This is a genomic window from Paenibacillus nuruki (assembly GCF_001721045.1).
GTDB classification, from domain to species: Bacteria; Bacillota; Bacilli; order Paenibacillales; family Paenibacillaceae; genus Saccharibacillus; species Saccharibacillus nuruki.
This window is the reverse complement of record NZ_MDER01000068.1, coordinates 1-20,616: the sequence shown is the minus strand read 5'-3', so window position 1 is coordinate 20,616 and position 20,616 is coordinate 1. Positions and strand designations below refer to the sequence as shown.

Genomic DNA, 20,616 nt, shown 5'->3' with positions numbered 1-20,616 from the left:
CTATTCCAGACCGAGTTTTTTGAAAATCGTATCGACATGCTTCAGATGCCATGATGGGTTGAATGCTTCTTCAATTTCTTCAGCATTCAATAGTTCTGTTATTGCAGGAGTTTCCAAAATAATATCTTTAAACGAACGTTGCTCTTCCCACGCTTGCATTGCAAGAGGTTGAACCGTATCATACGCTTGCTCACGGCTGATACCTTTATCAATTAATTTAGTCATCACACGACCAGAGAAAGGAACACCGTACGTGCGTTGAATGTTGCGTTGCATATTTTCAGGGAATACCGTTAAGTTTTTGATAATGTTACCAAAGCGATTCAACATGTAGTTCAACAACATCGTTGCATCTGGCAAAATAATACGTTCTACCGATGAATGTGAAATATCACGTTCATGCCACAACGTTACATTTTCATACGCAGATACCATATGACCACGGATTACACGAGAAAGACCTGAGATATTTTCAGAGCTGATTGGATTACGTTTGTGAGGCATGGCAGATGAACCTTTTTGACCTTTAGCAAAAGCTTCTTCGACTTCACGCACTTCACTCTTCTGTAGTGCCCGTACTTCAGTTGCAAATTTATCAAGCGATGTTGCTACCAAAGCCAGTGTTGCCATATATTCAGCATGACGATCACGTTGTAACGTTTGTGTAGAGATGGGAGCCGCTTTGGTACCTAACTTGTTACATACGAATTCTTCTACAAAAGGATCAATATTCGCATATGTTCCTACAGCACCAGACATTTTACCGTATTGAACGTTGTCGGCTGCATGACGGAAGCGCTCCAAGTTACGTTTCATTTCTTCATGCCATAATGCCATTTTCAAGCCAAATGTAGTCGGCTCTGCATGAACACCATGCGTACGTCCCATCATCGGTGTATCTTTATAAGCGATCGCTTTATCTTTCAAAATTTCGATAAAATTGATAATATCACGTTCTAAGATTTCATTGGCTTGGCGCAAAAGATAACCAAGTGCTGTATCCACCACATCTGTTGATGTTAAACCGTAATGTACCCATTTACGTTCTTCACCCAAGCTTTCAGATACCGCACGGGTAAATGCAATCACATCATGACGTGTTTCTTTTTCGATCTCATAAATGCGATCCATATCAAAAGAAGCACCTGCACGTAATTTTTCTACATCTTCTTTTGGAATAACGCCTAATTCCGCCCATGCTTCACAAGCGCAAATTTCTACTTCCAACCAAGCTTTAAATTTGTTCTCTTCACTCCAGATATTTCTCATTTCAGGTCTGCTATAACGTTCGATCATAAGTTTATTCGTGCCTCCATATATTCGTTTGGTCTATCCATGCCAGAGCATCTTCTATATTATGACACAGCACATTGATATGTCCCATCTTGCGCTTGTGTTTGGCTTCTTCTTTCCCATATAAATGGTACTTAGGGTTCACATGTAGTGATGTTGTTGAGAGATCGACCTGTATCATCTTTTCAGTAATTGCAGGAATGTGTTCTCCCAGAATATTGACCATCACTACAGGTGAGCGCAATGCTGTACTTCCCAGAGGCAATCCGCAGATCGCTCTTACATGCTGTTCGAACTGTGACGTCTCGCAAGCTTCAATCGTATAGTGACCTGAATTGTGCGGACGAGGTGCTAATTCATTTACATATAACTGTCCATCTTCGGTGCAAAATAATTCAACAGCCAGCAATCCCACCGCATTCATAGACTCTGCAATAGCTGCCGCCATTTGTTCCGCACGTTGTTGTATTTCTGCCGATACACGCGCAGGTACAATCGAAAGATGAAGAATATTATCCACATGAACATTTTCAGATACAGGAAATGTCTTGATCTCTCCATTGGAGCTACGAGCAGCAATTACAGACAATTCACATTGGAAATGAATAAATTGCTCAACCACTAACTCTGTTCCTGCAACACTTAATTCGTCATAGGCTTGCTGGGCTTGCTCTTCATTCCGAATCACAAATTGCCCTTTGCCATCATAACCGCCTGTTGCTGTTTTGAGCACACAAGGTGTTCCGAATTGCTGTACCGCTTGTAACGTTTCTGCTGCACTGCGTACTTCCATATAAGGAGCTACGGTTGCGCCTGCCGCTTCAATCGCACGCTTTTCACGTAATCGGTGTTGAGTCGTGTATAACAATTGACTCCCCTGGGGTACATACGATTTCTGCTCTAACAATGCCGCTACATCAGCATCTACATTTTCAAATTCATACGTAATCACATCGGCTTGGCTCGCTAGCATTTCAGCAGCTTGTGGATCATCATAACGTCCTACGATTTGCTGACTGACCTGACCGCAAGGTGCATTGGTCGCTGGGTCAAGTGTAATAAATTGATACCCAAGCGGTGTTCCTTGCAGAACCATCATGCGTCCTAACTGTCCGCCACCTAGAATCCCTATCGTAGAACCCGGTGGAATCAATTTAGAAGATTGAATATCACTCATAGCGTATCACTCGAAGCGATCACTTCTAGACGAATCCGTTCACGTCTAGCTTGTGCACGCTTCATAACTTCAGGGTCAAAAGCACCGATCATCTGTGCCGCTAACAATCCTGCATTCGTGGCTCCTGCTTTGCCAATCGCTACAGTAGCTACTGGAATCCCGCCGGGCATCTGGACGATTGATAATAAAGAATCCAGACCTTTCAATGCCGCCGATTGTACAGGTACACCGATAACAGGCAATAATGTTTTGGCTGCGATCATGCCCGGTAAGTGAGCGGCTCCACCTGCACCTGCAATAATCACTTTAATTCCACGCTCTTGCGCTTGCTCTGCAAATTCAAACATCAAATCCGGTGTACGGTGAGCAGAGACTACTTTTTTCTCATAAGCAATTTCGAGTTCATCGAGCATCTGACAAGCATGTTGCATCGTTTCCCAATCTGATTTGCTACCCATAACAACAGCGACCTGTACCGACATGTTATAACCTACTTTCCAAGATAAAATTAATCTATTGTGTTCGATAAGTAATCTGTAATTGTATTTAGCATAACATTCACTTGTTCTCACAATGTTAGCACCGCTTTACACGAAAAAAATCCGCAGATCCTGTTAGAAATATGTTCATTTCCAGGTTCTTCGGACTTCAGGGAGCTTAACAGATCATATATATTGCATCCACAGTATAGATAGCCCTATCCCTTTCAAAAAAAGTATAAGGTCTACCATCAAGACTGCAATGACATAGATCGATCTGTTTACTCTCGTAGTCCGAACATTTACGGTATTCGGGTAGAAACGTCCGGGCCATATTCCCGGTTTTATACGAGTCATTATTTCATACGTTTGATAAGCTTCATGTGTTAGTGTACCAATCTACAACACATCATGTCAACTTAAAGACGAACGTTTTATGATACTAATATTATATTGTTCGTATTTAAAGGCTTTCATCTTTGATTTCTTTCGTACTTGTTCCCTATCAAAATAAAAAAGACGCACAGAACCGTTGTCGCTTGGACAATCATTCTATACGCCTTCAGAGGGCTACAAGTGTAATTCATACCTTTTAGATCTACTGATAGCTTTGGGGTTACTTCACAATCAATACTGGGATTTTAGCGTGTTGTACAACATTATGACTCACACTACCCAATACAAATTCACGAATACTACCGAGTCCACGACTACCAATAATGATCACATCGCAGTGATTCGCTTCTGCATACTCTAGTATGTTTTGTGCTGCTGCACCTTGAATCATTTCCACACTGATCGTATTGCTAATTCCAGCTGCTTCCAAGCGACGTTTAGCTTCTTTCGCTGTTTGTGTCGCTAATTCATACAATTCCTCGTTAGACGTTGTCGGTACAGGTACAATCCCTTCCCCTACAAAATAACGTGGAAAATCAAACACATGAATTGCATGAATTTCAGCGTGTGGCGCTGCTGTTGCAAGTTCAACCGCACGATCTAGTGCTTTGTTAGATGCTTTGGAACCATCGTATGCTAATAAAATTTTGGAAAATAACATATTATCCATCTCCTCTATGCCAGTGGGTATCCATTGGTGGTGTGATTATGCTGCATCTGGATTTCTGAGATCAGGATTCTGTAGGATATCTGTTGTTATGTAAGACGGGTCAACAGAATGAAGATATCATCCATCCATAACATTTAGACAATGATCGTAAGCGTTATACTTTCAGTATACTCCTTTATTACCCGTTATGCTCATTTCATGAAACGAAACAAAGACCTGATAACGAATCATCAGGTCTTTGCTCTTCTAGTGTTTACCGTATCCATGTCATCCAGATATAACCGTACACCACAATATTTAAAATCAATAACAATGGCACACCGATTACAAATGAACGATGTTTGGTTTTGTGGCGCTTGGTCATCATCGCGATCCAGATCCCCAAAGCTCCGCCGATAGCCGCCCAGATAAACAACGTTTTCTCTGGTATACGTTCACGAGTACGATGACGTTGTGCACGTTTTTTGTCTGTGACCATCACGATATAAGCAATAATATTGACAATCAGCAGCCAGACCCATAATACCTGTTCCATTTCTGTCTGCCTCCATTGATTCAATCTCTACAGTGTAAGTGTACTATTCCACCGCTTTGAATACAAACAAAGCACTATAGAAATCGGCTTGCGCATAAGGAGCAATCACCCCGTGATACATCAATTCATCACCAGCATAAGTGTTAGCATCTGTAACACCATTTACAGACATTGAGTAACGACGATGTGGATCAAGTCCTTTTAATTTCAGACGACGAAGCGGTCCATTAGGAACACTTAACACCTGGAAATAACCTGCAAAAGCTTCTTGTTGATCTTCTGAGACAAACATCCAAGAGGTAATATTACTTTCAAAAGGACTCAGCAAACGATAAAACTGACCGAATTGAATCAGCTCTCGTAACTCTTTATATTGAGCCACTTGCTCTTTCACTTCTTGTTTTTCTGTATCGGTAAGCTTCGTCAGATCAAGCTCATAACCAAAGTTACCGGACATGGCTACATGACCACGAGTCGTCAATGGAGCCATACGCCCTACTTGGTGATTCGGTATATCTGATACGTGAGCACCCATCGCACTTGCCGGGTAGACCATACTTGTACCGTATTGAATTTTCAGACGTTCTACTGCATCTGTATCATCACTTGTCCATGTTTGTGGCATATAATATAGCATTCCCGGGTCAAATCGACCTCCACCACCAGAGCAACTTTCGAATAGGATATGTGGGAATGTTGATGTTATCTTTTCTAAAACACTATACAGTCCAAGCATATACCGATGTGCTGTTTCCCGTTGACGATCCGCTGGTAACAGGGCCGAACCGATCTCGGACATATTACGGTTCATATCCCATTTCACATACGTAATTGGAGCAGAAGAAAGAACAGCGCTCACAGACTCTACAATATAATCGCATACATCTTGACGCGAAAGATCTAGAATCAATTGCTCCCGGCCCATCGTACGACTGCGATCAGGTACATGTAGACACCAATCAGGATGTGCACGATACAAGTCGCTATCTGGAGAAACCATTTCAGGTTCGAACCATAATCCGAATTGCATTCCAGTAGCTGTGATTTCTTTTGCCAGCTTACCTAGCCCTTCTGGTAATTTGCGACGATCTTCCACCCAATCACCAAGTGAAGTACGATCGTCATTACGATGACCGAACCAACCATCATCCAGTACAAATAATTCAATGCCTAACTCTTTTCCAGCAGCTGCTATCGACTTGATCTTAGGAGCGTCAAAGTCAAAATAAGTCGCTTCCCAGTTGTTAATCAAAATAGGACGGACTTGATCACGATGTGTTCCGCGGCTTAGACGCGTACGATAAAGCTTGTGATAAGTACGAGACATACCACCTAATCCTTCAGAAGAATGAACCAGCACCGCTTCAGGTGTTTGGAACGTGTCGCCTGCTTCTAATTTCCATTCAAAATCAAATGGTGATAATCCGATCTGCATACGTGTAGTATGGAATTGATCCACTTCAACTTGAGCGACAAAGTTACCGCTATACACAAGACTCATTCCATAGACTTGTCCTTGATCTTCATTTGCATCTTTACCAAGTAAAGCGATAAACGGATTTTGCTGATGACTACTCGAACCACGTTTACTTTCGATCCGTTGTAATCCTGGAGTGAGTGGACGGTAATGCACATGACGTTCACGCGTCCATGCACCCGACAATTGCATCATACGATATTCATCATCTGCTAGATCGACACTACTACTAAGTGCACGCTGAATCTGAATCGTCTCTGCACCTTTATTATCAAATTTCACAGAACGTGTAATCGCATTCAATTCGTTGAACACCGTGTAGCTTACGACAGCTTCAAGTCCAGTCAATGGATCACGCAAAGTAATTTCCAGTGTATATGCTTCATTCTCCTGCTCTACATACGTAGCTGGTAATCCTTCAAGTGTTGGTTTGCCTGTTATAATGGTATGACTCACATAATGAAGGTCGTTAACTGTAGTTCCATTGCTATGTTTAGCTTCAAAAGCAGGCTCACGATAATCTCCACGACCGTAACCAGGGTATTCTTGTGGCAACGTATCAAATGAGAAATCACGATCATCTGCATGATAGTTCGGGCTAAATGAAGCACGCTCGACTTGTTGCAATAGACTGCTGATCGATGTTCCTTGTAGACGAGGTCCCCAATATAAGTGAACTAAATGCGTAGATTTAAGTAGTTGAATCACATAACTCGTTGAACGAGATTGTAAATGGAATGTAGATTGATGAGTATCATAAAATATAGACATGGAATAATCCCTTTCTGATGGCTCGGCTCAGTACCGAATATCCAGTTATTCTATCGTGTTCGTTTTTATTCTAACGGTAAAATAATAAAAAGCACATAGCATAATTCCATTATTTGATGGCACAATCCTATAATATAGAGATCATTCTACAAACTATACTATAATAGAAAGAAATCAACTGTTCGATACTTACATAAATGCAATGTAAGATATTTTGCTAATACAAAAATCATTTTTTATGGAAGCTGAGTTGCGCTTATATTGCCAAGCGCTTAAGGAGGATTACAGATGGCTCTCAATGTACTGGATGAACTTCAATTACGATATCAACAATTATCGACCAAAGAAAAAGAAATTGCTGACTACATCATGCTCCATAAGAATTCAATTCATAATATCAATATCCGCGATCTCTCCCAGCGTACGCAAGCTTCAATGTCTACGATTACTCGCTTTTGTCGTAAAGCAGGATTTAGTAACTTTATAGATTTCAAGCTTAGTCTTAACCGAGAAGTGGATATTCCGCGAGATGAACTTAATTTCTTTGCACAGACAAGGCATTTATATAACGAAATTATTATGGCGACTGCGGATATGATCAAGCCACAAATGATTGAAGAAGTTGTTCAACAGATTAAGCAAGCACGGCGTATCTATGTGTATGGATTAGGAAGCTCAGGATTATCGGCTTTGGAATTTAAGTACCGCTTGATGCGAATGAACATCTTAATCGATGCTGTCACCGATTCGCATATGATGATGATGAATGCGGCTTTAATGGATGAACAAGATTTGGTAATTGGATTGTCCAACTCTGGTCATACCACTGAAGTGAACAGTGCGCTACGTATCGCCAAAGCTAATCAAGCTCAGATCGTCGGTATTACCAATTTTGATCATACTCCATTTACAGAAACGACCGATTTGTGTCTGTTTACACCTGGATTACAGCGAATGGGCGATATTCCTTTTATCAATAGTCAATTAGCGATTATCTATGTACTAGATATGATCTCCATGCTATTACTGCAAAATGAAGAACTACTATCAGCACGTCAACGTACACTCCATGCCCTATACAAACAAGATCCATCTTAAAGAGAATATAAGAAAAGAACCGGATATCGATCATTTCCGGTTCTTTCTTTATATTGGCTATCCGTTTTTTGTTACATAAAATAAGGGTTAAAGTCTATTTTGTACAATCGATGCCGAACGAACTTCTTTCATTTTTTCCATAAATCGTGCTGTAATCTGTTGCGGACGGGTAATCGCTCCACCTACTACTACACTATACACACCAAGTTCCAGACAACGTGCTGCCATCTCTGGTGTCATAATATTACCTTCAGCTACAATAGGTGTTTTGATCTGGCGAATCATTTCTTTGAGAATAGCAAAATCATTCTCGTACACTTTCTGATGTGAAGTCTGCTCGGTATATCCTACCAGTGTAGCCGATATCAGATCAAATCCTAGCTGTTCCGCCATGATCCCTTCTTCGACAGTCGATACATCTGCCATCAATAACAATTCAGGATAAAGCAGACGAATCTGTTTGACCAAATCTGCAAGTGCTACACCATCCGGGCGAGGGCGTGACGTTGCATCTAATGCGATAATCTCACAACCTGATTCTGCTAATTCATGAACTTCATTGATCGTAGGTGTAATAAATACAGGATGATCTCCATAGTTACGTTTGACGATTCCGATCACAGGTAGAGACACCTGTTGCTTAATTTCTTTGATATCTTGCGCTGTATTGGCTCGAATACCGATAGCCCCGCCTTCTTGCGCAGCCACTGCCATTTTCCCCATAATAAAAGAACTATGCAGAGGTTCATGTTCCAATGCCTGACAAGATACGATTAGCCCCTGCTGTAATCCCAATGAATCCAAATCCATACTATATTCACTCCGTTTCCATATATTCCTCAATCTCATTTTTTATTACACTCACTTGTGGACCATAGATTACTTGCACCCCGTTACCATTAATGAGGACACCTTTAGCGCCTGAATGTTTCAAGCGATCTTGAGAGACTTGATCCGGATGATAGACGGATATCCGTAGACGAGTCGCACAACAATCCAAGTCTTTGATATTGTCTTTGCCACCCAATGCATTCAAAATCACCGCAGGACGAGATGTATCCACTTCACCAGCATCTGTAGCGTCTGCATCGGTTACAGCTGTTGTTTGCCCACTTCCGCTGTCTGTACTTCCTTTAGCATCAGCGATAGTCTCATCTTCACGACCCGGTGTTTTGAGGTTGAATTTGACGATTAAGAAGCGGAATGTCACATAGTACAGAGCGAACCAGACCACACCGATCATCGGTACATAGATCCAATTGGTTTTGGCATTTCCCTGTAAAATCCCAAACAGAATAAAGTCAATCAACCCACCTGAGAATGTCTGACCAATCGTAATCTGAAATATATGAGCGAGCATAAAAGCAAATCCGTCAAAAACAGCATGAATCACATACAAAAAGGGAGCAACAAATAGAAAAGCAAATTCCAATGGCTCTGTAATACCTGTTAAAAATGAAGTCAACGCCGCTGATAACATCAAGCCACCAACAACCTTTTTACGTTCTGGACGTGCAGTATGATAGATCGCTAATGCAGCACCCAACAATCCAAACATCATCGTAATAAATCGACCTGACATAAAGCGCGATGTGCCTGAGAAATACTTTTCAGTCGAAGGATCACCTAATTGAGCAAAGAAAATATTCTGGGTTCCTTCCACTATCTTACCAGATACTTCCATTGTACCACCAAGTCCGGTTTGCCAGAAAGGGAGGTAAAAAATATGGTGCAGTCCGAGAGGGCCTAACATACGTAAAAAGAATGCATAGAATAATGTACCTACATACCCTGTAGCATCTACGATTCCACCTAGCTTTGTAATCCCTAATTGAATCGTTGGCCATACTAGAAATAAAGCCAATCCTACAAATATCGCTGCAAACGAAGAAGCAATTGGAATAAAACGTGAACCACCAAAAAATCCTAAAAATTGAGGGAGTTCAATTTTGTTATATCGATTATGAAGGCTCGCAGTGACAAGACCGATAATAATCCCGCCCAGTACACCTGTCTGTAGAGATTGAATACCAAGAATCATACCTTGACCGGCTGCCGCCATATTTTCAGTCACAAGCTGGTTACTGTTAATCAGCATTGCATTGATCGAAGCATTCATGACCAGATAGGCAAGTGCCGCCGCCAGTCCTGCTGTTCCTTTGTCTGAACGTGCCAGTCCAACAGCTACACCAATCGCAAAGATCAACGCCAAGTTACTGAATGTAATATCTCCAGCACTGCTCATTACTTTGAAAATATATTGTAACCAGCTAATCTGTAATACAGGATATGTACTTACCGTATTGGGATTAGAAAGGGCGCCCCCTATACCCAAAAGTAATCCTGCTGCGGGTAATACGGCGATCGGAAGCATAAAAGATTTACCAAATCGTTGAGCCTTCTCGAAAAAAGTTTTCATTCGTCTGCACCACCTGAAAATATTTTCTTTTAAATATAGATTATGAAAACCATTTTCGTCAACGATTATTTTAATAAAATAATTTTCACTGCATAGCAAATAAGCTCTTTAGCATATGTAATCACTAAAGAGCTTATGACAATCGTATCGATTCATTTCTATTCCTTTTTATCTTCCAAAGCTGCTTTTAATAAATCGCCTAGACTTGAACCAAACGATTCTTTTTGCTCAAATTTCTTCACTAGCTTTTGTTGCTCTCGTTTATTCACTGGACGACCGCCGTCTTTATTCAACGTTTCGGTAATACCACAACCCAGACACTGCACATACTTCCCAGCTTTACCGTCTTTAATTTCCATTTTTTTATGACATTGCGGACAACGACGATTGGATAATTGCTTTTCGGTTGATCGACGATAGCTACAATCTTCACTCGGACAGATCAAGAACGTGCCTCGCTTCGATTTTTTCTCCAGCATACGTGTTCCACATTCAGGGCAATGACTTGAAGATACATTGTGAGGTTTATAATTCACATCACTCTTTTTCACTCCATCGACCATGGACTGTGCCATTTGACGAATCTCTTGTAAAAACGGCTCAGGTTGACCTTGACCACGGGCAATTTTTTCTAATTGTTGTTCCCAACGGGCTGTTAATTCAGGTGTACGTAGTTCAGGAGACACCAGTTCAATTAATTGTGCTCCTTTACCAGTAGGGTACAAATGATTTCCTTTACGTTCAATCGTATCTGACGACACTAATTTTTCAATAATGTCTGCTCGTGTAGCAGGAGTACCCAGACTGTGTTTTTCCATCTGAGATAATAAAGCCGCTTCAGTGTACCGTTTAGGAGGCATTGTACGACCTGCTTTGACCACGCAACGAGCAATCATTTTCGACTCACCTTGTTGGAGTTCTGGCAACTTTTGTGTACTTTGACGATCAGATGAACGCTGAGAATCTTGATTAGCATCTTCATCCTCATCTTCTTCACCCCACTGCTCACCGTATACTGCACGCCAACCGGAATCTTTAATTGTTACTCCTTTAGCATGGAACTGTTCTCCTGCCGCTTCGATGATTACTTGAACCGTATCATAAGTAGCAGGTGGATAAAATAAACTGATGAACCGACGTGCAATCAGATCATACAGCTTCCGTTCATCGCTAGTCAGTGCATTCAAAGAAACTATTTCCTCTGTAGGAATAATGGCATGATGATCACTAATTTTGCTGTCATCTACAATTCGTTTATCAATCTTAAGAGCATTACGTAACAAAGGACGTGCCAGTGGCGCATACGGACCGACAGCTACACTGGATAAACGTTCTTTGAAAGTATCTGTCATATCGGAAGACAAATAACGTGAATCGGTACGCGGATACGTAACGATTTTGTGTTGCTCGTACAACTTTTGCAATACATTAGACGTATGCTTAGCAGAAAATCCGTATTTTTTATTCGCATCACGCTGTAACTCGGTCAGATCATAAGCTAGTGGATGAGGTTCTTGGCGCTCATTCTTTTTCACCGATACAATCTTTGCTTGCTTACCTGCCAAAGCCTGTTCCAACTGCTGTACTTGTTGCGATTCAAAAATACGTCCATCTCCTTGGCGATGTCTCCATTCCGCTTGCAGATCCCCTAGATCAATATGCAAAGTATGATAATCTTGTGAGCGAAAATCTTTAATTTCATTTTCCCGTTTCATCATCATTCCAAGTGAAGGGGTCTGCACACGTCCTGCTGATAATTGAGCATCAAATTTACAAGTAAGTGCACGTGTAATATTCAGTCCAACCATCCAATCTGCTTCTGCCCGGCAACGTGCAGATTCATACAACCGATCGAACTCTTTCCCCGGGCGCAACTTGTTGAATCCTTCACGAATCGCTTTATCCGTCTGTGAAGATATCCATAATCGTTGAAATGGCTTTTTCCACTTCGCCATCTGAATAATCCAGCGTGCTAACAATTCCCCTTCACGCGCAGCATCTGTAGCCACAATCAAACCTTGTACATCATTACGTTTTAACAAATGTTGAACGATTTTATACTGATGACTGCTTTCACGCAGTACTTTTAACGTCATTTTCTCTGGTAAAATCGGCAAATCTTCCAAATTCCATTTCTGATAACGAGTATCATAATCCTCGGGCTCTGCTAGACCTACCAGATGACCTAATGCCCATGTGACTATATATTGAGGGCCTTCCATATATCCTTTATGCTTTTGATGACTTCCCATCACACGTGCAATTTCTCTTGCAACAGAAGGCTTTTCAGCCAGTACCACTTGTTTCATCGTGTTCCATCCTTTCACGTTCCTTTATATGTGTGTATATCCTATTTGGTATTCATATTATTTCTTTTACGATAAGTATTGATGCACATCTACATATTGTAACACTTTTCAAATCATCAGTTCTGCTCTTCTTCAACTGATCTGATATACACTCTAAATCATAGCAAAAAAGCTGATATCTATATCGTTCTATAGAATACCAGCTCTTGCTGTATAGGATTGATTTTAATATATTATTAAAATTCTTTATGAATAACAGTATCTTTTTCAGCTGCTTCAAAAATCGTTTCGATCAATACCAATACTCGATGCACTTCTTCATTCGGTACAGCTGATTTGGCTGACCCTTCGATCACCGATAAAAAGTTGATATAAAACTCTTCAGGCGGATGTTCGATCGTTTGAATCGGTTGGCGAATGGTAGATTCTTCAGAAGGCGGAGCCATCGTTTTTGTTAATCCACGACCTGCTTGAATCGGTTTGGGTTCTACTTTCTCTACTTCTGTATTACGGGTTACAATCTCTCCACTTAGATCCCAATCTTGAATAATTGCAGTTCCTTCTGTACCTTTCACATACCAGCGTGGCAATTTAACATAATTGGTTGTACCCACTTCAACTACAGCCGTTAACCCATCTTTGAACCGAATCGATGTGGTAAATCCATCATCAACTTCTGTATCCAGCACCGTACTCAATTGAGCATGCACACTCTCAATCTTACTATCTGTGAGCAACAACAACTGATCCAACAAATGAACTCCCCAATCCAACAACATACCGCCACCATAAGCTTTGAGCTGTCTCCAATCACCCGGGATACCATTTGCTCCTTGTACACGTGATTCTACATGGAAAACTTCTCCTACAGTACGTTTCTCAAACATCTCACGAATAATTAAGAAATCTTCATCCCAACGGCGATTTTGATGCACTGTAAAGACCTGACCTGTTTCTTCTGCCACTTTTACAATGTCTAACAAATCTGCGCTATTGATCGTAACAGGCTTTTCACAAATCACATGTTTGCCTGCTCGCAAAGCTTGAATCGATAATTCTTTATGTACATCATTCGGAGTCGCGATCAGCACAATATCTACAGTTTCATCTGATAAAACCGCTTCCATTGTATCGTACGTTTGATAACCATGTTGTCCAGCAAGCTCCATACGGTAATCCACAATATCATACACACCTGTGACTTGGAGAGAAGGTACTTTCTCAATAAGTTGCCCATGATAACTTCCCATACCGCCATATCCTACAATAACCAAATGATATACCGACTTCTTGTCCATTTCAGTTCCTCTTTCCCATACTGGATTATAATTCCATTTTAACCATTACCATTTCATTCTATCAAACTTTTAGCTTTAATATAAAGTTTCTTTTTTACAAATATTCTTTTTATAATTCTATTTTAATGTAACTGCTCACAAACCAAAAAACAGTTAAATATGTATCATTTTATTTCATTATTTTATTAAAATGTATGCAGATAATATAATTTATATTGACATGTAATATTTATTAACACTAAAATACATAATTAATTACATGTATCGACAATAATTGAGTCTATCTTCTAAAGGAGTGAAGTTATTTGTCTAAGATTCAACCTATCAGAGCATATCGTAAAATGATTGTCATGTGGTTAACAGTTATGATGTTAGTTGTTGCTCCATTCAGTACATACGGTGTTACTTCTTCTGTTCAAGCAGCTGGTTCTCCCGGTACAAATGAACCTTTTGTGATTACAGAAGCAACGATTGCAGATATGCAAACAGCTATGAAAGATGGTCGTCTCACTTCTGTTCAGCTTGTTCAACAATACTTAGATCGTATCGCTAAATATGATCATCAAGGTATTAAGCTTAATTCTATTCTCACCCTTAATCCCAAAGCTCTTGAGATTGCAGCCCAATTAGACAAAGAACGTGCAACCACAGGCGTTCGTGGACCTTTGCATGGTATCCCGATTATTGTCAAAGATAACTTTGATACTGCTGATATGCCGACCACAGCCGGTTGTGTCTGCTTGCAGAACTCTATTCCTGATCAAGATGCCGATCAGATCGCTATGCTCAAAGCAGCAGGTGCTATTATTTTAGCCAAGTCGAATCTGCATGAATTTGCATTCGGGATTACCACTTCTAGCTCTCTTGGAGGACAGACGCTTAATCCGTATGCACTTGATCATTATCCAGGTGGCTCAAGCGGTGGAACAGGAGCCGCAATTGCTGCCAACTTTGCAGCAGCTGGGTTAGGCACAGATACCGGTGGTTCGATTCGAATCCCATCTGCTTTTAACAGTCTAGTCGGTATTCGTCCTACAGTTGGCTTGAGTAGTCGTGATGGTATTATTCCACTCGCTCTCACACAAGATGTAGGTGGGCCAATTGCACGCACAGTCGAAGATGCAGCAATATTATTGCAGACCACTGCTGGTTATGATCCAGATGATATGGCTACCGCTTATAGTGTTGGACATATTCCTGATAACTATACGGACTATTTACAAGTGGATGGTCTAAAAGGGGCTCGGATCGGAATCGCTACTGAATTATTCAACAATACTACCGCTACCGAGAAATCAGTTACTCAAGTAGTCTATACCGCTGTAGATGATATTCAGAGGCTTGGCGCAACAGCCGTTCCGATTCAAATTCCTAACCTTCCACAGATTATGAAATATCCTAGCTTAAGTGGCTATGAGTTCAAATTTCAAATCAATGATTACTTGAATAGCTTAGGAGAAGATGCACCTTATCATAATCTGACTGATATTTTAGCCTCTAATCAGTTTGATCCCAAACAAGCAGAATCCATGAAAAAACGTGATGCTGTAACCACACTCGATACACCAGAATATAAAGATATTGTACTCAATCGTACCAAAGTCACACGCGAATCTCTTTTAAAAGTAATGGCAGATTATGATCTAGATGCTATTGTCTACCCGACGACAACACAGCCAGCAGCTACGATTGGTGAAGAACAGATATCAGGTGATAATAACCGTTTAAGCCCTTTCTCAGGCTTTCCAGCGATTACCGTGCCTGCTGGATTTGTGAATAACAAATTACCTGTTGGCATTGAGTTTTTAGGTCGTCCTTTTGATGAAAGTACATTGATCAAATTAGCATACAGCTACGAACAAGGTACTCATCATCGTCAAGCACCTACGTTAACACCTTAAATACCTTTTTTAAATCTTTTCTATACCCAATACCATATAAATATTCTATCTCAGTCATTCAGTCATCAAAAGTATACTTGGATAGTAAAAAAGCACCACTATATTAAAAAAGCTTATCTTCTACAAAGTGTATAATGCACTTCAATAGAGGATAAGCTTTTTTACTTCATTATCATTTTAAAGATTGTACTATTTAATATTTACGATTTTAGTTCTATTATTCTCTTACCATATAAATATGAATATCTTTCCACACTCTATAAGAACTTCCACCAGTTAAAGCTTTCATTCTAAAACCTATTCTATATTTACATCACTAATACATCACTCATTCACACTTGTTTAAAAAAAGTCCATCAAATGTGTAGTCGCTACAGGAATGCGTGATTCCAAAATATACACAGCTTCTAACTTCCCTGTCCATTTGCCCCAACTGCATAATTCTAATGGACGTTTATATCCTATAAGCGCCACCGTTAATGCCTGAATATCTGTATCAATATCACTATGATCCCATAGATCCTGTTGTAGCCCTTCTGGTAAAGCTTCACGTCGACTTACTTTGGCTTTACCTTCATCATTGATAAGCACATCCCAGATACCATTATTCCATTCGGCTGCTGAATCGTTAACACGAATAGATAACGACTCTACCTTCCCTACTGTAAATGGATATTGCTCAAGAAAATGCTTAACATTAACGATTCTCGCCATAAAATAAGGAACAACTTGTTGCTCTATTCGTGGATCATTCAATAAATACGGTAAAGCATCATTAATAGGCGCTTGCAAATTCACTTCAGTCACCATCGAATCATGATTAGCAATATAAGTCCATAATGCTTGACGTGAACGTTCATCCAGATACACTAATTCTTTAATATTCATTTTCTGATCTGCGATCTCATAAATGAGGTAACCACAAGCCTGATCTTTAGGATTATAATACACTGCTGTAAATAGTTCGTCTCCTGATGGCAACTTGCGTTCCCAACGTTCTGTATCTCGAACTAAAGTTCCGTTATAATGAGCCGCATACTTCTCATAGATCGCATTCAAAAGCTCCAAATCACGAATACCACGCTTGATCGTACCTTCTACATGAACTTTAGCAGGTAATTTGTTCGTTGGAATCGTATACTTGCGATATTCAATATACGTTTCCCAACCGAATTTACGATAAAATGGGAAATGGAATGGATGTAAAAAGGATATCGATTGACCTGCTTCATTCATCTGTTGCAACGTATGCTCCAACAACTTCGCTACTAGACCCTGTCTTCTTTTCTCAGGCCAGGTGGCAACTCCTGCAATTCCACCCATTTCAAAAACTTGCCCGTGTATGTACGTCTGCAATGGTAACAGTGTCAGTTGAGCACTCAATTGCTCTTCTGCAAAAAGACCCCATGTTCGTTCTGGTTTAAAATCTTGTTTTTCTTTTTCCAGTTCTTCTGTAGATTTACGATATTGAAAAGCATACATTCCTAACTCTGCTCGTGCATCAAAATCTTCTAGAGTTAATTGTCTAATATCCATTCCTATAGTCACCTCACTGAAAATGATAAGATCCTTTAATACTGAAAAACTATTACTCTCGGCATTGTATCTCTTTATATGCACTTGGACGGTAAAGCCATCTATTCAAGTACATTGAATAATACCAACATATAATGACTTGCTATATAACGACTACTTTATTGCAAAATATAATGACATCCTCTAACACAACAATCTTTAGCATAACAAAATAAGACTAAACATCAAAATACGCTACCACTCAATCACAGCAAAAGTCATCAAATAAACACCCTACCAAGAAGCATCACTACGCATACCAACTCTTATATTACTTTTAAAACAACCCAAATTAAAAAATAAAAGTCTATGATTTAAAATATACTTACCGCTTATTTCGAACAATATGATTCTATATGGTATGATAACTTCATATGCCTACATTATAACATCTACAATTCCACCAAAACCAATAAGCGATTTACATTATCCAACAAATACGTTATATTTAAAATTAATTAGTACCTGGTATTAGTATCAAGTATTAATTCTAAATTGTAAGAATGGATCGCTTACTATTCTCTTCAATTCACTACAACATCGTATTACACGTATCCTTAATCATCGCTTTTCTTTTCACAAGTATTATTACCAGCAAAAACTCAATAGAATTGAGTTCTTTTAGATCTCATTTTAGTTTTCAATAGCAAATGCTATTTTTAACATTCTATCACGCCATAACACATGAATATTATCAACCAAATCTTTTCAAAATTAATCGATTAATCCGTAAACACCGAACTATTGCAAACCTATAACTTAAATCATATCAGAGGTGACTTTTATCAATCATTCAACAGCTCGTCTTACAGCATTAGGAACTTATGTCCCCGAAAAACGCTTAACTAATAACGATCTTGAAAAATTAGTCGATACATCAGACGAATGGATTGTTCAACGTACAGGTATAAGAGAACGCCGTATCGCTAATGATCAACAATTCACATCTACATTAGGCATAGAAGCTGTCAAAAATCTTCAAAAAACATACCCGGGTACTTTAGAAGATGTAGAACTTATTATTGTAGCTACGACTACTTCAGATTATGTATTCCCAAGCACAGCTACTCAAATTCAGTCTTATTTTAAAATTAAACGCGCTGGTGCTCTCGATCTTAATGCTACTTGTGCAGGTTTTGTGTATGCGCTTCATGTAGCAAATAGCTTTATCACTTCCGGTCTTCATCGCAAAATCTTAGTTATTGCTAGTGAAACAATGAGCAAAATAACAGATTATACAGATCGTAGCACTTGCATTTTGTTTGGCGATGGTGCAGGTGCAGCCTTGGTCGAATACGATCCAGAACAACCTAGCTTTTTAGGAACTTTTATGGATAGCGATGGATCTGGGGGCGAGCACGTATACCGTACAGGAATAGCAGATCAGATCAATAACCAACCTATGCTGGGCAATGGCAAAATCGTACAAAATGGCCGTGAAGTTTACAAATGGGCAGTACGTACTGTACCGAAAGGAATTCAACACCTTTTAGATCAGACCAATCTATCACTGACCGATATTAACTGGTTTGTTCCTCATAGTGCTAATCTTAAAATGATTGATTCTATTTGTGAAAAGACTAGATTTGCTTTAGAAAACACATTAACCAGTGCTGAATGGTACGGTAATACATCTTCAGCTTCTATTCCATTAGCTCTACAATTAGGCAGAGACAACCAAAAATTAAAAAATGGAGATACTGTATTACTGTATGGCTTTGGCGCTGGTCTCACTCAAATGGGTATGATTCTACGCTGGAACTTAAAATAATTCTTCTCTATTTTACATATGTATCAAAGAAACTATGTATGTAAAATAAAATGCACCTTAATAAAAAGAAACAGCAAAGAAAGAATTAATTTTCTCTGCTGTTTCTTTTTTATTTTTATTTTTTCTACAATTACTTTTTCACAATTGCAATAATTCTTTAAAACGTTTATTACTATTGATGCTATTGTAAACACTACTATGATTTTATATTTCATTCTTCGTTCTTCGTTCTTCGTTCTTCGTTCTTCGTTCTTCGTTCTTCTAAGTATGTTGATTGAAGTCTTCAAAACATATAATACTATAAATAAATATTCTATTAGAAAAACTAAAAAGGATGTCTGCATATTGCAGACATCCTTTTTTATAAAGCGGGTGATGGGAATCGAACCCACGCTATCAGCTTGGAAGGCTGAAGTTCTACCATTGAACTACACCCGCGGATTAAGAGGATATGGTTGAAACAGGGACATTTTAACACCTGAATAACCATGTTAATCAAATCTCACACATGCTAACTATACACCAGTATAGTTGTTATATGAATTAAAGCGTAGAATAAAAACGTATATAATATATACGCTCTACACTGAATAAAGATTGGAGCGGACGATGGGAATCGAACCCACGACCCTCGCCTTGGCAAGGCGATGCTCTACCGCTGAGCCACGTCCGCAAAACCTATGCGCGTGGAGGGACTTGAACCCCCACGTCGTGAGACGCTAGATCCTAAGTCTAGTGCGTCTGCCAATTCCGCCACACGCGCATGTAATAAAATGGTGAGTCATGAAGGGCTCGAACCTTCGACACCCTGATTAAAAGTCAGGTGCTCTACCGACTGAGCTAATGACTCATAACAATTAGGCAGTAACAATATAGATTTAACATACATATTAAATTTTACAACATTTTAATACTAATATCAAGCTAATTCTTTATTAAGATAATAAAGGGCGACCGATGGGACTTGAACCCACGAATGCCGGAGTCACAGTCCGGTGCGTTAACCCCTTCGCCACGACCGCCATAGCAATCAAATCAATATTAAAAATAAATGGTGCCGGCGAGAGGATTTGAACCCCCGACCTACTGATTACAAGTCAGTTGCTCTACCAACTGAGCTACACCGGCATAGTGTATATGTTAATGACCCGTAGGGGACTCGAACCCCTGTTACCTCCGTGAAAGGGAGGTGTCTTAACCACTTGACCAACGGGCCGCTAAAAAAGTAACAGCGTCAGCTTAGACGCTCAAACCTACTAAAATCAATCTTAACCTTTCGGCGAAAAAAAAACCCCGAAGGGATAAAACTATTCTGCTTGGCAACGTCCTACTCTCCCAGGACCCTGCGGTCCAAGTACCATCGGCGCTGGAGGGCTTAACGGTCGTGTTCGGGATGGGTACGTGTGGAACCCCTCCGCCATCATTACCAAACAGTCAGGCGATGCTG

General features: G+C 39.9%; 14 protein-coding genes, 7 tRNA genes, 1 rRNA gene and 1 riboswitch. Of the genes, 3 read left to right on the top strand and 19 right to left on the bottom strand.

Annotated elements, in window-relative coordinates:
- The 6 genes from purB to PTI45_RS17695 all read right to left on the bottom strand — a co-directional run bounded on the left by purB (nt 1) and on the right by PTI45_RS17695 (nt 6,798).
- Nucleotides 1–1,296, bottom strand: a complete 1,296-nt coding sequence (gene purB, locus PTI45_RS17720) for an adenylosuccinate lyase (RefSeq protein ID WP_069328919.1) — start codon at nt 1,294–1,296, stop codon at nt 1–3.
- Between the two features lie 4 nt (nt 1,297–1,300).
- Entirely contained in the window at nt 1,301–2,470 is a 1,170-nt protein-coding gene (gene purK / locus PTI45_RS17715) for a 5-(carboxyamino)imidazole ribonucleotide synthase (RefSeq protein ID WP_069328918.1), read from the bottom strand.
- Nucleotides 2,467–2,952: a 5-(carboxyamino)imidazole ribonucleotide mutase gene (gene purE, locus PTI45_RS17710; RefSeq protein WP_069328917.1), complete on the bottom strand. Its 486-nt coding sequence runs from the start codon at nt 2,950–2,952 to the stop codon at nt 2,467–2,469. The genes purK and purE overlap by 4 nt, the downstream gene beginning before the upstream one ends.
- Before the next feature lie 267 nt (nt 2,953–3,219).
- Nucleotides 3,220–3,321: riboswitch (purine riboswitch) on the bottom strand.
- 244 nt (nt 3,322–3,565) lie between these two features.
- Nucleotides 3,566–4,006, bottom strand: coding sequence for a universal stress protein (locus PTI45_RS17705; protein ID WP_069328916.1), 441 nt, complete (start codon nt 4,004–4,006; stop codon nt 3,566–3,568).
- A 262-nt stretch (nt 4,007–4,268) separates the two neighbouring features.
- Nucleotides 4,269–4,550: a DUF1294 domain-containing protein gene (locus PTI45_RS17700; protein WP_069328915.1), complete on the bottom strand. Its 282-nt coding sequence runs from the start codon at nt 4,548–4,550 to the stop codon at nt 4,269–4,271.
- A gap of 43 nt (nt 4,551–4,593) precedes the next feature.
- Nucleotides 4,594–6,798: an alpha-galactosidase gene (locus PTI45_RS17695; RefSeq protein ID WP_069328914.1), complete on the bottom strand. Its 2,205-nt coding sequence runs from the start codon at nt 6,796–6,798 to the stop codon at nt 4,594–4,596.
- A gap of 288 nt (nt 6,799–7,086) precedes the next feature.
- Between PTI45_RS17695 and PTI45_RS17690 the strand changes: the two genes are divergently transcribed.
- Nucleotides 7,087–7,896 carry a MurR/RpiR family transcriptional regulator gene (locus PTI45_RS17690; RefSeq protein ID WP_069328913.1) on the top strand — a complete coding sequence of 270 codons (810 nt, stop codon included), beginning with the start codon at nt 7,087–7,089 and terminating at the stop codon, nt 7,894–7,896.
- Nucleotides 7,897–7,983: 87 nt separating this feature from the next.
- On the opposite strand, the gene PTI45_RS17685 is transcribed toward PTI45_RS17690, so the two are convergent.
- The 4 genes from PTI45_RS17685 to PTI45_RS17670 all read right to left on the bottom strand — a co-directional run bounded on the left by PTI45_RS17685 (nt 7,984) and on the right by PTI45_RS17670 (nt 13,922).
- The gene (locus tag PTI45_RS17685; RefSeq protein ID WP_069328912.1) at nt 7,984–8,706 is read right to left on the bottom strand and encodes an N-acetylmannosamine-6-phosphate 2-epimerase; all 723 of its coding nucleotides are present in this window, start codon (nt 8,704–8,706) and stop codon (nt 7,984–7,986) included.
- A gap of 7 nt (nt 8,707–8,713) precedes the next feature.
- The gene (locus PTI45_RS17680; protein ID WP_069328911.1) at nt 8,714–10,315 is read right to left on the bottom strand and encodes a PTS transporter subunit EIIC; all 1,602 of its coding nucleotides are present in this window, start codon (nt 10,313–10,315) and stop codon (nt 8,714–8,716) included.
- 158 nt (nt 10,316–10,473) lie between these two features.
- Nucleotides 10,474–12,624: a DNA topoisomerase III gene (locus PTI45_RS17675; RefSeq protein WP_069328910.1), complete on the bottom strand. Its 2,151-nt coding sequence runs from the start codon at nt 12,622–12,624 to the stop codon at nt 10,474–10,476.
- A gap of 236 nt (nt 12,625–12,860) precedes the next feature.
- Nucleotides 12,861–13,922: a Gfo/Idh/MocA family protein gene (locus tag PTI45_RS17670; RefSeq protein WP_069328909.1), complete on the bottom strand. Its 1,062-nt coding sequence runs from the start codon at nt 13,920–13,922 to the stop codon at nt 12,861–12,863.
- A gap of 365 nt (nt 13,923–14,287) precedes the next feature.
- Here PTI45_RS17670 and PTI45_RS17665 point away from each other — a divergent pair, with 365 nt between their 5' ends.
- Nucleotides 14,288–15,823 (top strand): amidase family protein, encoded by a 1,536-nt coding sequence (locus PTI45_RS17665; RefSeq protein WP_425415581.1) that lies wholly within the window; start codon nt 14,288–14,290, stop codon nt 15,821–15,823.
- Between the two features lie 342 nt (nt 15,824–16,165).
- Here PTI45_RS17665 and PTI45_RS17660 read toward each other — a convergent pair whose 3' ends face one another.
- Nucleotides 16,166–17,359, bottom strand: coding sequence for a GNAT family N-acetyltransferase (locus PTI45_RS17660; protein ID WP_069328908.1), 1,194 nt, complete (start codon nt 17,357–17,359; stop codon nt 16,166–16,168).
- A gap of 823 nt (nt 17,360–18,182) precedes the next feature.
- Between PTI45_RS17660 and PTI45_RS17655 the strand changes: the two genes are divergently transcribed.
- Complete coding sequence (locus tag PTI45_RS17655; protein ID WP_069328925.1) at nt 18,183–19,169, top strand: ketoacyl-ACP synthase III; 987 nt, start codon at nt 18,183–18,185, stop codon at nt 19,167–19,169.
- A 367-nt stretch (nt 19,170–19,536) separates the two neighbouring features.
- Here the strand turns inward: PTI45_RS17655 and PTI45_RS17645 are convergent.
- From PTI45_RS17645 to rrf, 8 genes are all read right to left on the bottom strand, one after another.
- Nucleotides 19,537–19,607: transfer RNA gene (locus PTI45_RS17645), tRNA-Gly, on the bottom strand.
- Between the two features lie 160 nt (nt 19,608–19,767).
- Nucleotides 19,768–19,842: transfer RNA gene (locus tag PTI45_RS17640), tRNA-Gly, on the bottom strand.
- 8 nt (nt 19,843–19,850) lie between these two features.
- Nucleotides 19,851–19,932 (bottom strand) — tRNA-Leu (locus PTI45_RS17635).
- An 11-nt stretch (nt 19,933–19,943) separates the two neighbouring features.
- Nucleotides 19,944–20,019: transfer RNA gene (locus tag PTI45_RS17630), tRNA-Lys, on the bottom strand.
- Nucleotides 20,020–20,118: 99 nt separating this feature from the next.
- Nucleotides 20,119–20,191: transfer RNA gene (locus PTI45_RS17625), tRNA-His, on the bottom strand.
- Nucleotides 20,192–20,221: 30 nt separating this feature from the next.
- Nucleotides 20,222–20,297 (bottom strand) — tRNA-Thr (locus tag PTI45_RS17620).
- A 16-nt stretch (nt 20,298–20,313) separates the two neighbouring features.
- Nucleotides 20,314–20,385 (bottom strand) — tRNA-Glu (locus tag PTI45_RS17615).
- A 98-nt stretch (nt 20,386–20,483) separates the two neighbouring features.
- Nucleotides 20,484–20,600: ribosomal RNA gene (gene rrf / locus PTI45_RS17610) — 5S ribosomal RNA — on the bottom strand.
- Nucleotides 20,601–20,616: the final 16 nt, after the last annotated feature.

What these genes read in the sequence shown, in the direction of transcription:
- PTI45_RS17690 (WP_069328913.1), top strand. Translation starts at nt 7,087, where the DNA reads ATGGCTCTCAATGTACTGGATGAACTTCAATTACGATATCAACAATTA.
- purK (WP_069328918.1), bottom strand. Translation starts at nt 2,470, where the DNA reads ATGAGTGATATTCAATCTTCTAAATTGATTCCACCGGGTTCTACGATA.
- purB (WP_069328919.1), bottom strand. Translation starts at nt 1,296, where the DNA reads ATGATCGAACGTTATAGCAGACCTGAAATGAGAAATATCTGGAGTGAA.
- PTI45_RS17685 (WP_069328912.1), bottom strand. Translation starts at nt 8,706, where the DNA reads ATGGATTTGGATTCATTGGGATTACAGCAGGGGCTAATCGTATCTTGT.
- PTI45_RS17670 (WP_069328909.1), bottom strand. Translation starts at nt 13,922, where the DNA reads ATGGACAAGAAGTCGGTATATCATTTGGTTATTGTAGGATATGGCGGT.
- PTI45_RS17700 (WP_069328915.1), bottom strand. Translation starts at nt 4,550, where the DNA reads ATGGAACAGGTATTATGGGTCTGGCTGCTGATTGTCAATATTATTGCT.
- PTI45_RS17705 (WP_069328916.1), bottom strand. Translation starts at nt 4,006, where the DNA reads ATGTTATTTTCCAAAATTTTATTAGCATACGATGGTTCCAAAGCATCT.
- purE (WP_069328917.1), bottom strand. Translation starts at nt 2,952, where the DNA reads ATGTCGGTACAGGTCGCTGTTGTTATGGGTAGCAAATCAGATTGGGAA.
- PTI45_RS17665 (WP_425415581.1), top strand. Translation starts at nt 14,288, where the DNA reads ATGATGTTAGTTGTTGCTCCATTCAGTACATACGGTGTTACTTCTTCT.
- PTI45_RS17675 (WP_069328910.1), bottom strand. Translation starts at nt 12,624, where the DNA reads ATGAAACAAGTGGTACTGGCTGAAAAGCCTTCTGTTGCAAGAGAAATT.
- PTI45_RS17680 (WP_069328911.1), bottom strand. Translation starts at nt 10,315, where the DNA reads ATGAAAACTTTTTTCGAGAAGGCTCAACGATTTGGTAAATCTTTTATG.
- PTI45_RS17660 (WP_069328908.1), bottom strand. Translation starts at nt 17,359, where the DNA reads ATGGATATTAGACAATTAACTCTAGAAGATTTTGATGCACGAGCAGAG.
- PTI45_RS17695 (WP_069328914.1), bottom strand. Translation starts at nt 6,798, where the DNA reads ATGTCTATATTTTATGATACTCATCAATCTACATTCCATTTACAATCT.